Origin of the sequence: Paenibacillus sp. J53TS2, assembly GCF_018403305.1 — a bacterium.
Taxonomy (GTDB): domain Bacteria; phylum Bacillota; class Bacilli; order Paenibacillales; family Paenibacillaceae; genus Fontibacillus; species Fontibacillus rhizolycopersici.
Genome location: NZ_BOSK01000003.1, coordinates 462301 through 478864, shown reverse-complemented (window position 1 = coordinate 478864; position 16564 = coordinate 462301). Strand labels below are relative to the sequence as shown.

Sequence of the window (16564 nt, the reverse complement as noted above, 5' to 3'; positions counted from 1 at the left end):
GTGAAAGGGAATCAAGTGAAAAGAACCGCTTCGAAATTTCTTACGCTCACCTTGACGATGGCACTCTCGATATCGCTGCTTACCGGGGCGAAGGCTCCGGAGGCTCAAGCGGCCAGCTTCAATTCCGCAGATGCGGACGCCGCAATCCGAGCCTTTAACGCCAAGTTCTGGGATCCGAAGGCCAAATCCTATTGGGCCGATTCCAATCGCGGCTCCAACTACCAGGGCTTCTGGGTGGAAGCCGAGTTATGGGAAATGGTCATGGACGCTTATCTTCGCACCTCGGACCTGGAACTGAAGGCGCAGCTTCGCGCCCAGATCGACGATATTTTTGACGGCGCCGTTCTTAAATATGGCGAGGACTGGACGAATAATCCGTTTAACGATGACATCATGTGGTGGGCGATGGCCAGCGCAAGAGCTTATCAAATCACCGGGGAAGCCCGCTACCTGGACAAGGCGAAATATTACTTTGATTTTGTATACGATACCCAGTGGGATGACGAATTTGCGAACGGCGGTCTGTGGTGGTTGAACAGCGAGCATGTCACGAAGAACGCCTGCATTAACTTCCCGGCAGCCGAAGCAGCGGTGTTCCTGTACGAGATCACGGAGGACTCGCATTATCTGGAGGCGGCAACCCGAATTTACCGCTGGGGCAAAACGATGCTGACGGATGGAAACGGCAAGGTGTTCGATCGGATTGAACCGGATCGCGGCCCTGTGCCGGATGCCACGCATTATAATCAGGGGACATTTATCGGTGCCGCCACCATGCTGCACCGGGTCACCGGCGATAAGGTGTATCTGGAGGATGCGATCAAGGCAGCTCAGTTTACCATGGCGCATCAAACGGAAGCCAATGGGCTGCTGGGTTATGAAGGCCCGAACGGGGACCTGAAAGGCGGCAAAACGATCCTGCTACGCAATTTGGCGTACTTGCAGCAAGCGGTAGATGGCAGCAAACCCCGGGCTCATCGGGAGTTTGAACGGAAGTTTGACGATTGGCTGGCTTTGAATGCAACCATGGCCTGGAGCCATCGGAACGCAGAGGGCATCGTCGACGGCAACTGGATCGGGCAGCTATTGTCCGGAACCTATGAATCCTGGGCCGCCTCCAGCGCCGTCCAGGCCTTGACGGTCGTGCAACCGAAGTCCATCGTCCCGGCATACCCAGTGAAATCGGCTTATCAACGAATCGAAGCGGAAAAATACAACATCGGCCAAGGCTTTGTGCTAGAGGGTAGCGCGGAAGGCACGTTGCAACTGGGCGGAATAAAGCACGGGCATACTGCGGTTTATAGAAACGTCGATTTCGGGACGACGGGAGCCGTCGGCTTCATCGCCCGGGCAGCTAGCGGAACGTCCGGCGGAACGATCGAAATTCGGCTGGACGCCGAAGATGGTCCTAAGATCGGTACGGTCCGGGTCGAAAGCACGGGCGGCTGGAACCAGTTCATCGATGCGGTTGCCGTGCTCAAGGATGACCAAGGCGATTCAGTGACGGTAACCGGAAAGCATGATGTCTACTTCACTTTTCTCAAGGCGAATGACGACTATCTGTTTAACTTGAACTGGTTTCGGTTTACGGAGACCGATCCGACGAGAACCGATGCCTATGCCAAACGGAAGGCCGGCGAATTCGACGCCAGTTCCGGGGTAAGCCGAAACGGCGAGCATGGCTTCCTGGAGGGAATCACGAATGGCGCGTACGTTCATTATGAGGGCATCGATTTCGGCAGCGGTGCGGCCGGAATCACGGCGCATGTCGCGAGCGGGAACCGCGGCGGAACGATCGAGGTGAAGTTGGATAGCTTGAACGGGCCAACCGTCGGCACCCTTCCTATTCCCGCTGTTGGCGACTGGGCGACATGGATCGATGTGATGTCCACGGTCGATGACACGGCAGCGGCTGGCATCCACGACGTCTACCTGGTGTTCTATGGCACGGACGGCAGCGATTTTCCGTGTAACCTCGACTGGTTCAGCTTTACGACTGTTAAAGGCAAGGCCCAGGATGCTTACGGCAAGCTGGAGGCCGAAAGCTATACGAGCGGTTCGGGTTTCGGCACGGAGCAAGGCGGGGGACAAACGTACCTTGCAGGGATGTTTGGACCTAATCAGCCGTATGCTATGTACAATTACGTAGACTTTGGCGAAGACGGCGGAGCAGCGCAATTCCATGTCAGCGCCGCCAGCGATACCGCCGGCGGGACGATCGAGGTACGGCTGGACAGCCCAAGCGGCCCCGTGATCGCGGAGACGGCCGTCACCGGAACTGGCGGCTGGCAGGAGTTTAAAGTGTTCTCGGCGGAGGTTACCTCCCCGGTTCGCGGTAAACATATCGTATTCCTCCTCTTCAAAGGCTCGGATTGGCTGTTTAACCTGGATAAGTTCACGTTCGGCGATCCGGCCGTATTCACGGCGCCGCCCCTGATTCCTGAACCGCCCCGCGACCATACGCCTCCGGGGGAAGTTGAACATGTGCGCGCGGTAAAGGAAAACGGACGGATCCGGCTATATTGGGACGGTCCGTACGATGTGGACGGCGAGAAGGTGCAGATCCGTCTGCTAAAGAACAAGAAGCCATTCGGCGATATGATGGAGGTAGCTCGCGGCGTTCAGACCGTAGTGCTGCCGGACATGAAGAATCCGAAAGGGTACACGGTACAGTTCAAATCTGTCGACACTTCTGGTAATGTCTCCAAGGGGTATTCCGTTTCATTGGGAGACCTCATCGCGAAATAAATGAACAAACAGACCGGGGCGGAGTGGTCCAGCCTTCGGTCTGTTTTTTGCCCGGGGTTGTGTTACATTAAGAAGGAATCAATTGGACATTTATTCCGAGGAGGAATGGCGAATGGCAGCGATTCGGATTGGCATGATCAGTTATTGGCATGTGCATGCATGGGATTATACAAAGGAGGCCTTGGCGCATCCCGACACCGAGATCACGGCGGTATGGGACGAGAACCCGGAACGGGGTCAGGAGCAGGCCGAGAAGCTGGGCGTTCCGTATTACGCTTCATTGACGGAAATGCTGGACAGCGGCATCGAAGCGGTCATCGTGGATGCACCGACCCGATTGCATCGGGACGTGATGGTGCAGGCGGCCCGTGCAGGCAAGCATATCTTTACGGAAAAAGTGTTGGCTCCTAATCTGCAAGAGGTTCAGGAGATCCTGGACGCGGTGCAGCAAAACAATGTCAAGTTGGCGGTGTCCTTGCCCCGACTGAATGACGGGTACACATTGGCGATTTCGGAGGCGTTGCAGGAAGGGCTGCTCGGACGTGTCACTCAGGTTCGCGTACGACTATCTCACAATGGCGCGATAGCGGGATGGCTGCCGGAGCATTTCTATGACCCGGTGGATTGCGGCGGTGGGGCTTTGATTGACCTGGGCTGCCACCCGGTATATTTGACTCGCCTGTTTCTGGGAGAAGACCCCGTCGAGGTTACGGCGCAGTTCGGGTATGTAATGGACAAGCGGGTAGAAGATAACGCGGTGATGACATTAAGCACGGCATCAGGGACCGTGGGGATCGCCGAGGCGGGATTTGTGAATCCGTATTCCCCATTTACGATCGAGGTTCACGGAACCGAGGGCAGCTTGCTGTACGGAACGCCGGAGTCGAAGCTGCTGCTGCGGACCGGTGCGAAAGGCGAGGAATACGCTGGACAATGGCATGAGCTGGAGATTCCAGCCAACCGGGCAGGCGCGTTTGCGCAGTGGATTAGGCATATCCAAGATGGTACGTCGGCGGAGGGAAATATCCGTGCGGCCGTGGAATTAACCCGGCTTATGGAGGCTGCCTACCGATCAGTACAAGAAAAACGCTCGGTCGTATTGTAGAAGTTGACCTTGCTTGAATCAAATCATCGGCCAGGTGGGTTCCCACCTGGCCGATGATTTATCAAGAGAAAGTCACCTGTTCTCCAGGCTTACTTGGGATACCGGCTAGAATGTTGCAGTTTGTGCAAAATCCTGCACATAATGCAGCATTTTCGCGATTGGATTCACTTTCTACTGGGACGAACCCTTAGCATGAGCCGGAGTTGGCGTTAAATGTTCTGCGCGTATTCCGCCGAAGGAACTTTCGTTAGAATGACGTACAGGCTAGCGGGTTCGGTTCCGTCATTACGGTAGGAGAAAGACTCGGCTCCTTCCAGATGCAATACTTCGCCTTGTCCCAGCGGTGAGGTTTCTCCGTCCACCGTGATCGCTCCGCTACCTTGCAGGGCAAGAATAAACACGTCGGTATTCGGATGCGTGTGGGTTGGCAGCTCTTGCCCCGGCATAAAGTTCAGCACGAATACGACGCTTTCGCCTTTCTTGAAGGCAATGCGTTTGGTGAATTTCTCGGGTTGGTAGTCTTGAAGGTTGGTTAATGCCAGCTTTTCCATGAATAGTTCCTCCTTGACCGGTCAGCGGGCCGGTTCATTGAATGGGTTTTTGGATCATGATCGTTGATATCATTGTCTTCCTGTCTCTTATGTTAACATCAACCGGTCGGCTTATTCTTGATCTAGATCAAGCTTGCAGAAAAATTGTCCCTATTTCAAAACTCCAGGAAATGGCCACTACTGCAAAATGAAGTAAATTGGAGGAAGACGAATGGATGTTTTTAGTAAATGTGGTGAAAGGAGTAACGCTCGTGAAACGTTATCCGGGGATGGATCAAGAAGTGGTTATGATGGAGATCAAGCGGCTCAAACAGAAAGCCGACCGGTTGCTTGCCATGTCGATCCGGCTGAATCAGCCTAACTTGGCGGACGAGGCGGAGCGGTTATACCAACAAATAGACAGGTTGGCTTTGCTAACGGGTTGATTTACGATAACATTCCTTGAGTCCGTGCCTTCAATAAATACGGCCTGCATCTGACATACATGATTCCCAAAAAGCCAGAGTCTGACCGAAAACGGTGACTCTGGCTTTTTGTATGGCTCTGACTCTTATAACGTAACCCCGGTTTTGAAAATCGCCAACTCACGTACTTCGTTCTGTTCGTTCCGAGTTTTCTGCCCGCTCGCCACCGCGATAACATAAGCGATAAACTTCTCCAGCACATCCTCCATTGACGTATCCAGCAAGGTGCCCGCGTTGAAGTCCATCCAATGCTGCTTGCGGTTGAACAGCTCATTGTTCGTGGCGACTTTTACCGTGGGGACGAAGCTGCCGAACGGGGTACCGCGACCGGTCGTAAAGAGGACCAACTGACAGTCGGCGGCGGCTAGCGCAGAGGAGGCCACCAGGTCGTTGCCCGGCGCTTGCAGAAGGCTTAGCCCCTTCTTGCGCAGCTTCTCGCCGTATTTCAGCACGTCGACCACCGGGGCAGTCCCGGCTTTTTGCGTGCAGCCCAGCGATTTGTCCTCCAGTGTGCTGATGCCGCCAGCCTTGTTGCCCGGCGATGGATTTTCATAGACAGGTTCGCCGTAGGATAAGAAGTATTGCTTAAAATCATTAATGAGGCCGACGATTTGTTCAAATACCGCTTGGCTCTCGGCGCGGGCCATCAGCATCTGTTCGGCACCAAACATTTCAGGCACCTCGGTTAGGATGGTAGAGCCACCTTGGGAAATAAGGAAATCGGAGAAAGCACCGAGCAGCGGATTCGCCGTAATTCCGGAAAAACCGTCGGAGCCGCCGCACTTCAGCCCAACGTTCAGCTCGCTGAGCGGCACCGGCTCCCGGCGGTCGTTCCGGGCCGCCTCGACCAGTTCGTCGAGCAGCGCCAGCCCCGCCTCCAGCTCGTCTTCGACCTCCTGGGCTACGAGGAATTTGACGCGTTGCTCGTCGTAATCGCCCAGGTGCTGGCGGAACTCGGCAACGATGTTGTTCTCGCAGCCTAGGCCGAACACCAGCACGCCGCCCGCATTGGGATGCAGTACGGCATCCGCGAGAATGCTGCGCGTCATGAGGTGGTCTTCGCCCAGCTGCGAGCAGCCGTAGGGGTGCTTGAGCACGGTGATATTGTCGAAGGGACCGAGATCTGGATGCTCCGCTTTAAAAGCGCTGATCATCTGCTCGGCTATCCCGTTTACGCAGCCGACGGTCGGCACAATGTACAGATCATTCCGAATGCCTGTTTTCCCGTTAGCCCGGCGATAACCTTGAAACGTCAGCGGACGTTTCGGGTAAATCACGGGATGCAAATCGGGTTGATATTCGTACTGCTCCTCGCCGGCCAGATTCGTTTTCACATTATGCATATGCACCCATTCGCCTCGAGCGATGGCTGTCACGGCATGACCGATGGGGTAGCCATATTTGGTGACAACCGAACCGGCGGGGATATCGTGTAGCGCGATTTTGTGACCTTGAGGAATGTCTTGCTTGGCTTCAACGATCAGATCGTCCCACTGGATCCCCTCGCCAGCTTCGATGGGCCGTAAGGCTACCGCGACATTGTCGCGCGAATTCATTCTCATTAATCGCCGCATGGGCTGCCGCCTCCTATCCATTGTAACGTGGCTCGGGCACCAAACGCGTCCAGCTTTCGGACATATTGCTCCAGGGACGCGGCAAGCTCGGGTACGTCGGACAAATCCTCGCCCCATAACTGGACATCCCGTAAAAGGGTCGGAATCACTTCAGCGTGCTGTGCCCAGGCCTGATCGAAGAGCGCAAGCACGTCGGGGCTGTCCTTCCGCTCCAGCCGGTCGCCCCGGTAGCCGACTAACAACGCGGCAAAAGCAAGGGCGATCCGCTTCGGAAGCTCGCCGCGTTCCCGCCGGTAACGCAGGAGAACGGGCAGCAGCCGGGTCTGGAATTTGGCGATGCTGTTCAGCGAGATCGAAGCCAACTCGTGCCGGATGAAGGGGTTCATGAATCGTTCCCGTACGGCCTGGGCATAAGCCAGCAGCCCTGCCTTAGGCAAATCCAACATCGGAAGAATCTCCTCTTCCATCAACTCCCGTACAAATACGGATAAATCCTCGTCGTTCATCACTTCCTCGACGGTCTCCAGGCCGGCTAGTAAGCCCAAAGCGGCCATCGCCGTGTGAGGGCCGTTCAGCAGATGGACCTTTTGCTCCCGGTACGGGCGTAAATCTTCCGTGAAAATAACGTTCAGTTCCGCCTCGGCCAGCGGCAGCCGTTCAGGCAGCCAATCCGGGCCTTCGATGACCCACAGCAGGTATGGTTCAGCGGTTACCATCAGGCGGTCTCGATAGCCGAGCTCCCGCTCCCAATGATCCGCTTTTTCCTGCGGAAATCCAGGAACGATGCGGTCTACGAGGCTGCAGCAAAACGTATTATCCCGTTCGAGCCATTCCGTGAACCCGTTGCCCAAATTCCACTCCGCGGCGTAACGCAGTACGATTTGGCGCAGCTTCTCGCCATTGCGGTCGATCAGCTCACAAGGGATGATCGTAAATCCCGCCTTCCCCAACTGATAACGGCGATAGAGCAGGGCGGTCAGCTTGCCGGGGAAGCTGCGCTGTGGTGCATCCGTTAAGCGGTCTTCCGGGTTGTAGGCGATGCCGGCCTCGGTTGTGTTCGAGGTGATGAATTCCAGAGAGTCCTGCTCCGCCAGGGCGAGGAATTGTTCATATTCGGTGTACGGGCTGATCAACCGGCTGACGGAGCTAATGATCTCGTGCTCGCGGACGATTTGCTGCTCCGCGATTCCGTTCATGAGCACCGTATAAAGATGATCTTGCTTGGCATAATGTTCGGATACCGGACTTCCTTGCGGCTTGATCATCACCAAGCTGCCCTGAAAACGTCCTTGCCGATTCATCTGCTGGACCTGCCAGGCGGTGAAGGCGCGCATGAAATTGCCTTCGCCGAACTGAATCATTCGTTCCGGGTAGGCGGGCAATTCGGGGAATAAGGTTCGGGATAAGAGCGGATAAAGCGGAAGCTGCGTATCCATTGGCTCCTCGACTCCTCTATTAGGAATGTATGCACACGTGAACAAAATGAGACAAAAGAGATGTAACCGGGTTGCAGCTAAGGGCCGCGAATGCGCCGAATTCTCGAAAAACTACTGTCATTCGGCGTCAACCGGCTGAGCTTAAATCCCGGCTACCGACTGTCGGATCATCAGCGTCGTTGGGACGAAGAGCGTCTCGCCCGGTTGTTCGGCATCCGTTTGGTCCGGTCCCTGAGGCTTCATCAGCTCAATCAGCTTCCGGGTGCCGAGCTCGCTGATATCGGCGACCGGTTTGCGGATCGTCGTCATGGCCGGATTCGTATAGCTGGCGAATACGATATCGTCAAATCCGATCAAGGACACCTGATCCGGCACGCTCACCCCGCGAGCGAAGCAAGCGTTCATGGCCCCGATCGCCATATCATCGTTCGCACAAAATACCAGGGTTGGCGGTTCGGGCAGATCCAGCAGCGAATTCATCGTCCGGTATCCGCTGTCGATGCTGTAATCTCCGACCGTTTGATACTCGGCGGGAAGGGAGAGGCCATGGGCGAGCAAGCTTTCCAGGAAACCTTGCTTCCGTTCGGCCGCCGATCGAAAGCCCGCTTTGCCTTCCATAATCGCCAAACGGCGATGGCCGCGGCCGATCGCATAGTCGATCGCCTCCCGTACGCCTTCGCGGTCGTTCGCCACGACGTTGGCGATGCCGGGATCGTCCAGATGGCGGTTCAGGACGACAAGCGGAATTCCGGCCTTCTTGACATGGTAGATGAACGCATTGTCCGCATCGCTTTGGCTCATGACCAGAATACCGTCGAAGCGGTGCGGCGAAATGCCCTCTAAGTGGCGGATGCCGTCAATCCCGTGTACGGTTAAGCTGTAGTTCTCATCCAGCGAATGGTGTATGCCTTTGATCGCATCGACGAGAAAGCTGGCGGACGTTCCTTGATCGATGCTTGAGAAAAACAATCCGATCGTGTACGTCTTCTTCATCACCAAACTTTTGGCGCTGACATTCGGGATATAGTTCATTTCGGCGGCGATTTTTTCGATTTTGTCCCGCGTCTCCGGCTTAATCAGCGGGCTGCCGTTCAGCGCCCGGGACACCGTGGTGTGAGACACGCCGGCCACGCGAGCAATGTCTTTGATCGTAATCATAGAACCTCATCTTTCGTAGGAAGTCACTGGTTATTTTTACGTTTACATTTTAATTCATAATTCTCCAAATAGTCAAGGAAAACAAGCTATGCACACGTGAAAATATAAATTGCCTGCAGGGCGATGAAAGCGCTATAATCGGGAGTAAAATGATCGGAGGGATGAGCTGTAATGGGCGTAAAGGAACAGCGGTCGAAATTGTGGAAAGCGCTCGGGGAATTGCCCTCCTTCGAGCGACCGGTATCTGCCCGCTTGCTGAAGCAGGAGGTGCTCGACGGGGTTATGCTGGAGACGTTGCTGCTGGATTTGAACGGACTGGAGCTTGTACCGGCGTATTTTGCCAAGCCAGTGGAAGGGGAGGGACCTTTCCCGCTGATCGTGTTTAACCATTCCCATGGAGGAAATTATGGTAACGGCCGCAAGGAGATGATTCGCAGCAGCGCTTACCTTCAAGAGCCTTCATTTGCCAAGGTGTTGACCGGATTGGGCTGCGCCGTTTGCTGCATCGATATGTGGGCCTTCAATGAACGCAGCGGCAGAACCGAGGGGGAGCTTGTGAAGGAGATGTTATGGAACGGACGCTCGTTATGGGGCATGATGCTTTATGATAACCACCGCTTGATCGATTATTTGTGCACGCGTAGCGACGTGGATGCTTCGCGAATCGGAACGATGGGCATGTCCATGGGGGGGCTGATGTCTTGGTGGCTGGCGGCGCTTGATGAGCGGGTTGGCGTCGTGGTCGACCTCTGCGGGCAGGTCGATGCAGAAACCTTGGTCGCTAGGCGCGGCTTGGAGCATCACGGGTTTTATTATTATGTCCCTGGGTTGCTGAAACATTTTACGACTTTAGAGATTCAAAAGCTGATCGTCCCCCGTCCCCGCATGAGCCTCGTCGGTCGAAACGACCGGTTATGTCCGTTCGAAGGGGTGCAACTGCTGGATCAAGGCTTGCGCGAAGCTTATGCGGCCGCCGGGAAGCCGGACCATTGGCAGACCGTCATCACCGGCGGCGGTCATATGGAAACCGCGGAAATGCGGGCTGCTTGGCCGGAATTCATCTCAAGGCATCTGGTACGTTCCGCGCAGTAGGGGCAACTCCCGGCCGGTGAGGCCACCTACCGCCCCTCGCGAAGCTCCTCCGATGGCAGGCGGCGGAACTCACGTTTGTATAGCCGGGCAAAATAAACCGGCTCTAAGCCGACATAGGCGGCCGCTTGGCGGATCGTCATGTCGGGATGCTCGAGCAGCAGATGCCGGGCCGTTTTCAGCCGGATCTGATGGAGATACTGCAGCGGCGTTAATCCCATCGATTGCCGGAACAACCGGGTCAACTGTTTTTGCGAATAGCCGACATGGCCCGCCAACCCGGCAATGGTGATCGGCCGGTTCAAGTGGTCGTGCAGGAAGCGGACCGCGACCTCCACGACCGATGCCCGGTAGGAGGCAGCAGGTGCAACCGGCTGTACCGGTGGGACGGCAGCATCGGTCCGTAAGCTTGTTTGCCCCGACGTATCCTTAAGGATCGCCAGCAGTAGCGAATACAGCAATTCGGTCGTTTGCCAAGGGTCATGATCGTTACCGGATCGTTGCCAGATGGCTAACAGTCGGTCCGTAAATAGGGAGACATCCGACAGTTGCAGCAGCCGAGGCGTACTCCCAAAGCCCCATCGGCTTAACACTTCGCCGAAGTTTTCCAGCAGCGTGACATACCCGACGAACCAGGGCTGTTCCCCGTAAGGCATATACTCATGGGCGCAGCCGGCGGGGATGAAGAGCAGTTGCCCTGGATGAAGGATGTCCCATTTGTCCTTGTCGACGTTCAGCCGACGAAATTGTCCTGCCCCGGATAGGGTCAAGAATAGCTGGTGCGCCGAAAATCCCTTCATCCGCGTGAGTGGCGGCTGGATTTCCGTTCCGACCGTATATACGGACAGCGGCAAAAGTTCGTTGTGGGAGGGGGTTAAATTACTTTTGAGCGGGAGAAGATCCATGGGCGTTTCCTCCATTTTGTCCTTTTTGTCTAGTGGATTGTCCGATTTGTGGCTTCCGCCCGATTATATCCCACCTCTATAATGAGAGCAAATCGTTTTGGGAGTGTGACTCATGTTGGAACTGAACTATGAATGGGAAAATTTATCGTGTCTGCACATCGGCCGGCTGCCGGCCCGCGCCTCCTTTATTCCGCATGGAAACGCCGAGACGGCTCGGACGGGAAAACGAGGCCGCTCACCGCATTACCAAACGTTAAACGGAATGTGGAAATTCCGCTATCATCGTAGTCTTCGCGAGGTAGAGGGAAGCTTTTTTGAAACGGAAACGAATGTAAGCGCTTGGGACAATTTGATCGTGCCTTCCTGCTGGCAAACCAACGGTTACGATCAACTTCATTACACGAACGTGAATTACCCCATCCCCTATGATCCTCCGTTCGTACCGGATGACAACCCGGCAGGCACCTATGTCAGGGATTTCAATTTGCCGGAAGCGTGGACGAAGAAAGAGACGCATATCGTGTTCGAAGGGGTCAATGCCTGCTTCTACTTGTGGGTGAACGGCCGTTTCGTGGGTTACAGCCAAGGCAGTCGGATTCCAGCGGAGTTCGACCTTTCGCCGTTCGTCGCGGCGGGTCGCAACCGCATCGCTGTTCTGGTGTTGAAATGGTGCGACGGCACGTATTTAGAAGATCAGGACGTCTGGCGGTTCTCCGGAATTTATCGCGATGTCTATTTACTCTCCCGGGAAAATACGCATATCCGCGATGTGTTCAACCAACCGCAGTTGTCGGCTGATCTGTCTGAGGGCAAGCTTCGCTCGGAGATCGAAACGACGGGCAGCCTGACGGTGCAAGCGGAATTACGGGATCCGACAGGAAAGTTGGTGGGACGGCAGGAGGCGCAAATGGACGGCAAAGGGGCCATCGAGTTGGATGTGCCGCAGCCGCAGTTGTGGAACGCCGAGCAGCCTCGATTGTATGAGCTGCTGCTGACGGCGGGGCAAGAGGTCCTGCGTTTTCGCGTCGGTTTCAAAAAGGTAGAGATCATAGACGGCATCTTCCGCATCAACGGCCGTGCCGTGAAGCTGAAGGGAGTTAACCGCCACGATTCCCATCCGGAGCTGGGGCAGACGATCCCGGTGAATCACATGATTACGGATCTTAAGCTCATGAAGCGGCATAACGTGAATACGATCCGCACCTCACATTATCCGAACGATCCGAAATTTCTTGATTTATGCGATGAATACGGGTTTTACGTCGTCGATGAAGCGGACTTGGAGTGCCATGGCGTCACCAGCACCGGCAAACTTGAAGAGGGAGTCTTCCACAAGCTGACGAAGGACCCGGAGTGGCGGGATGCGTTCGTGGAACGTGCAGTCCGCATGGTTGAGCGGGACAAGAATCACGCCTCCGTCATTCTCTGGTCGATGGGCAACGAATCCGGGTATGGGGCCAACCATATGGCCATGGCGGAGTGGACGAAAGCACGCGACGCGTCCCGGCCGGTGCATTATGAAGGCGCGGATGCCCGGTATTACGGCGATCCGAACACGGACTGCCTTGATCTGGACAGCCGTATGTACCCTTCGGTGAAGGAAATCGAGCGGTATGCCCAGGATGAGAATAGCACCAAACCGTTGTTTCTATGCGAGTATAGCCATGCGATGGGGAACGGCCCCGGTGATTTACAAGACTACTGGAACGTCATTTATCAATATCCGAAGCTGATGGGCGGCTGCGTTTGGGAGTGGTGCGATCATGGCATCGCCGCCGAGACACCGGACGGACAGCGTTATTACGCTTATGGGGGCGATTTCGGGGATCAGCCGAACGATGGGAACTTCTGCATCGACGGGCTGGTATCGCCGGACCGCCAGCCGCACACGGGGTTGTTGGAATTGAAGCAGGTGATTGCACCGGTTCTTATTGAGGCGGAAGATGCCGGGCAAGGCAGGTTCCGCGTATGGAACCGCTATGACTTCAGCAGTCTGTCGCACCTGACGGTCAGCTGGAAGTTGGAGCGAGGGGGAGAAGTGCTCCGGCAAGGACGCTCGACTTCGCTTACCGCGGGACCGGGTGAGACACAGACATTGTCTCTCTCTTACGATCTACCGCAGGATGTGCCAGGACCGTTCGTCTTGACCTGTTCGGTTCGGCAGCAGCTCGATACGCCTTGGGCGGAGGAAGGCTACGAAATCGCCTTCTATCAATTTGAGCTGCCGGGGGCAAACGCCGAGCTGCGTCAAGATCAGGCGCTGATCGGGGAACACGCCGCCTTTATGAAAGCGGTGGAACAAGACGGACTTCTGGCCGTCACCGGATTTGACTTCGAACACGTCTTCGACCTAAAGCAGGGCATGCCGCAGCAGCTGTCGAAGCAAGGCGTTCCGCTGCTTTCCCGTCCGGCCCGGTTTATCTTATGGCGGGCGCCGATGGATAACGACATGTATATTCGAAGAGAATGGGAAGCGGCGGGGCTGCATCATGCAACCATGAAGGTATACGCCAGCCGCTGGGAACAGAAGCCGGACGCTACGGTCGAAGTTCACGTGGACTTCTCGCTCGGCAGCTACAGCTACGAACCGTTCCTGCGCGGTCGTGCCGTCTGGACGGTTGCGGCCACGGGGGAAGTCAAGCTGGCGGTACATGCCGACGTGCGAGAGAATCTTCCTTATCTTCCGCGCATCGGTCTCGAGCTGATGATGCCGGAAGGGACCGAGGAGATCGAATATTACGGCTACGGTCCGCACGAGAGCTACATTGACAAACGCGCGAGCGTGCGCAAAGGAAAATACCTACTATCCGTCGATGACATGTTCGAGAATTATGTCATGCCGCAAGAGACCGGTTCCCGTTACGGCACGGATTGGGCGATCGCATCCACTGTGCAAGGCATGGGGTTGAAATTCGCGGCGGCACAGCCGTTCTCATTCCAGGCTTTGCATTATACGGCCGAGGACCTAACGGCGGCAAAACATACGTACGAGCTGAAGCGGCGTCCCGAAACAATCGTTTCGCTTGATTACCAGATGAGCGGCGCGGGGTCTGGCTCCTGCGGGCCACAGTTGGCAGAGCCTTACCGTTTTGCCGAGAAGTCATTTGATTTCGAGTTGTTGATCCAACCGGTATTCAAAGAAGAAGAATAGGTAGAAAAATAAGAAAGGAGCTGTTCTCCGGCCGCGGCCAGATGAACGGCTCCTTTTATTACGGTCCAGTGAGCTTAAGTGACTTGGGGCTATATTTTCCATGTCAAATTTTTTGTGGGGAGGAAGGCTTGACGGGCGATTCATTAGGGAGTATATTATTAAACGCTAAAATATTTAAACAGTAAATTAATTAAATTGTTAAATAAACGAATGGCTCGAGGCAGGAAGGAGGGAAAAGGACATTGGTAAAAAGAGAAGAGCTGTTCGAAGTGACTTCGATGTTTCGAACGCTGATTAAGGCGATCACTCAGGAGTGGAACAAACGCGGCGGCGATTTTAACCTCAGTTTTCCGCAATTTAAAATGCTCCACATGCTGAATGCTACCGGAACGCATACCGTATCACAGTTGGCGGAGGCGCTGGGAATTACTTCGGCGGCGATCACGGGAATCACCGACCGGCTGGTCACGGAAGGCTTCGTTAACCGGGAGCGCGGGGAGAACGACCGCCGGGTTGTCAATATTTCGATAACGGATCAAGGCAGGGAAATCATCAGCCAGGTTACCGAACGGCAGAAGGAAATGCTTGAGGGGATATTTGATCAGTTGCATGAGGAAGATTTACAGCATTTGCGACGAATCTTTGGCGTAGTGCTTGCAAATATAGAAAATAAATCATAACGGAGATGGAGAAACTACATGGAACACTTATCACTTAAACGCAAAGTTTCGATCATGATCGCCATCATGGCCGCGATGTTCTTCGCAGCCATCAACCAGACGATCGTGAGCACCGCCATGCCGCGAATCATTTCGATTCTGGACGGCATGGACTATTACACCTGGACGATCAACATTTATTTGTTGACGTCGACGATCGCTACCGTTCTGGTCGGCAAGTTGTCCGACATGTATGGGCGGAAGCCGTTTTTGCTGATCGGGATCCTGCTCTTTATGGCAGGCGCCTTTATGACCGGGACGTCCTCAGACGTCTTCCAGTTCATTGCCTACCGGGGGATTCAAGGGATCGGGGCCGGTATCATCCAATCGACCGCCTTTACGGCCGTCGGCGACTTGTTCCCGCCGCGTGAGCGCGGTAAATGGATGGGCCTGATGACCGCCATTTTCGGCTTCTCCAGCGTACTTGGCCCAACCTTGGGCGGGTATCTCGTCGATCACATGGATTGGCACTGGCTGTTCTGGATTTTCTTGCCGCTTGGTATCGTAGCGTTTGTCATGATCCTGATGCTGTTTCCGAAAATGGAACGCGGCAAATCCCAAAGCATCGACTATCTGGGTTCGCTGTTCATGACAACGACGATCGTACCGATGCTGCTGGCCTTCTCTTGGGCGGGAACGACGTACGCTTGGGGTTCGACGGAGATTATCGGCTTGCTTGTGGCCTCGGTCGTATCCGCTTTGATCTTCGTGTTCGTCGAATCGAAGGTACAAAATCCGATTTTGCCACTTCACTTGTTTAAGAATGATGTTGTGACGATTTCGAATATTATCGGGTTCATTATGAACTTCGGAATGATGGGCGCCTTGATCTACCTGTCGTTCTTCGTGCAGGGCGTGCTGGGCATTTCGCCAACGTATGCCGGCTATGTCACCATGCCAATGTCGATCGTCATGGTTGTCGCGAGTGCCATCACCGGCCAAATGATCGCCAAGAAGGGCAAATACAAACAATTTGCATTGTTTGGCATTCCAATCATGATTGCAGGGATGGCCATTATGATCTTCATGCACAGTGTACCGGTCGCCATCGTCAGTATGATCGTGTTCGGTTTAGGTCTAGGCGTCGGGATGCCGGTGTTCTCGCTGGCTACGCAAAACGCCGTGCCGCATAAAGAGCTTGGCGTAGTTACCGCTTCGACGCAGTTGTTCCGTAACCTTGGCGGTACGATCGGGATCGCCGTCATGGGTACCGTCATGTCGAACAATTTGACGAAGAACCTGAAAGAAGCGCTGCAGTCGTCCTCAGCGCCCGACATGAGCAAGGTGGATCCGCAGATGGTGCAGCAGATGACCGCTTTTGCCAATCCTCAAACCTTGATGAACAAGCCGCTGTTAGAGCAGACGCAAGCCAGTTTGCCTGCGGATGCGCAGCCGCTGTTCGCGCAGATGATCCAAGGTATCCGCGACGCGCTGGGCAATACGTTGTCCACCGTGTTCCTGACAGGAACCTTGGTGCTTGTTGTGGCTTTCGTGCTGGTCTTCTTCTTGCGGGAGCTGCCGCTTCGGTCAACGAACCAGGCGCCAACTCCGCAGACCGCCAAAGAAGGCGGCGAGGAAGGTACGGCTGTGCAAGGATCTCAAGCTTCTGTCACGCAATAAGTCGAACTAAAGGCCAGAGCGATCGCATCTCGGATGCGGGGGCT

The 16564-nt window shown here is 55.1% G+C and carries 12 protein-coding genes; 7 read left to right on the top strand and 5 right to left on the bottom strand.

Annotation, left to right across the window (positions count from 1 at the left end):
- Complete coding sequence (locus KJS42_RS09940) at positions 1-2748, top strand: carbohydrate-binding protein (protein WP_244868433.1); 2748 nt, start codon at positions 1-3, stop codon at positions 2746-2748.
- Positions 2749-2860: 112 nt separating this feature from the next.
- Positions 2861-3853 (top strand): Gfo/Idh/MocA family protein, encoded by a 993-nt coding sequence (locus tag KJS42_RS09935; RefSeq protein ID WP_193416528.1) that lies wholly within the window; start codon positions 2861-2863, stop codon positions 3851-3853.
- A gap of 209 nt (positions 3854-4062) precedes the next feature.
- On the opposite strand, the gene KJS42_RS09930 is transcribed toward KJS42_RS09935, so the two are convergent.
- On the bottom strand, positions 4063-4404 hold the full coding sequence (locus KJS42_RS09930) for a cupin domain-containing protein (RefSeq protein ID WP_155605770.1): 342 nt from the start codon (positions 4402-4404) through the stop codon (positions 4063-4065).
- 215 nt (positions 4405-4619) lie between these two features.
- Here KJS42_RS09930 and KJS42_RS09925 point away from each other — a divergent pair, with 215 nt between their 5' ends.
- Entirely contained in the window at positions 4620-4829 is a 210-nt protein-coding gene (locus tag KJS42_RS09925) for a hypothetical protein (protein ID WP_155605769.1), read from the top strand.
- Positions 4830-4954: 125 nt separating this feature from the next.
- On the opposite strand, the gene KJS42_RS09920 is transcribed toward KJS42_RS09925, so the two are convergent.
- From KJS42_RS09920 to KJS42_RS09910, 3 genes are all read right to left on the bottom strand, one after another.
- Positions 4955-6442 (bottom strand): UxaA family hydrolase, encoded by a 1488-nt coding sequence (locus tag KJS42_RS09920; protein WP_213622743.1) that lies wholly within the window; start codon positions 6440-6442, stop codon positions 4955-4957.
- Positions 6430-7878 carry a tagaturonate reductase gene (locus KJS42_RS09915; protein WP_213622742.1) on the bottom strand — a complete coding sequence of 483 codons (1449 nt, stop codon included), beginning with the start codon at positions 7876-7878 and terminating at the stop codon, positions 6430-6432. Before KJS42_RS09915 ends, KJS42_RS09920 begins: the two co-directional genes overlap by 13 nt.
- Positions 7879-8019: 141 nt before the next feature.
- Positions 8020-9036, bottom strand: a complete 1017-nt coding sequence (locus KJS42_RS09910; protein ID WP_193416525.1) for a LacI family DNA-binding transcriptional regulator — start codon at positions 9034-9036, stop codon at positions 8020-8022.
- Between the two features lie 171 nt (positions 9037-9207).
- On the opposite strand from KJS42_RS09910, the gene KJS42_RS09905 reads away from it, so the two are divergent.
- Positions 9208-10128, top strand: coding sequence for a dienelactone hydrolase family protein (locus KJS42_RS09905; RefSeq protein WP_213622741.1), 921 nt, complete (start codon positions 9208-9210; stop codon positions 10126-10128).
- A gap of 26 nt (positions 10129-10154) precedes the next feature.
- Here KJS42_RS09905 and KJS42_RS09900 read toward each other — a convergent pair whose 3' ends face one another.
- Complete coding sequence (locus tag KJS42_RS09900) at positions 10155-11030, bottom strand: helix-turn-helix domain-containing protein (protein WP_155605759.1); 876 nt, start codon at positions 11028-11030, stop codon at positions 10155-10157.
- A 112-nt stretch (positions 11031-11142) separates the two neighbouring features.
- Here KJS42_RS09900 and KJS42_RS09895 point away from each other — a divergent pair, with 112 nt between their 5' ends.
- From KJS42_RS09895 to KJS42_RS09885, 3 genes are all read left to right on the top strand, one after another.
- Positions 11143-14181: a glycoside hydrolase family 2 TIM barrel-domain containing protein gene (locus tag KJS42_RS09895; RefSeq protein ID WP_213622740.1), complete on the top strand. Its 3039-nt coding sequence runs from the start codon at positions 11143-11145 to the stop codon at positions 14179-14181.
- Between the two features lie 242 nt (positions 14182-14423).
- Positions 14424-14861 carry a MarR family winged helix-turn-helix transcriptional regulator gene (locus KJS42_RS09890; RefSeq protein WP_193416522.1) on the top strand — a complete coding sequence of 146 codons (438 nt, stop codon included), beginning with the start codon at positions 14424-14426 and terminating at the stop codon, positions 14859-14861.
- An 18-nt stretch (positions 14862-14879) separates the two neighbouring features.
- Complete coding sequence (locus KJS42_RS09885; protein ID WP_193416521.1) at positions 14880-16520, top strand: MDR family MFS transporter; 1641 nt, start codon at positions 14880-14882, stop codon at positions 16518-16520.
- The last annotated feature ends 44 nt before the right edge of the window (positions 16521-16564 follow it).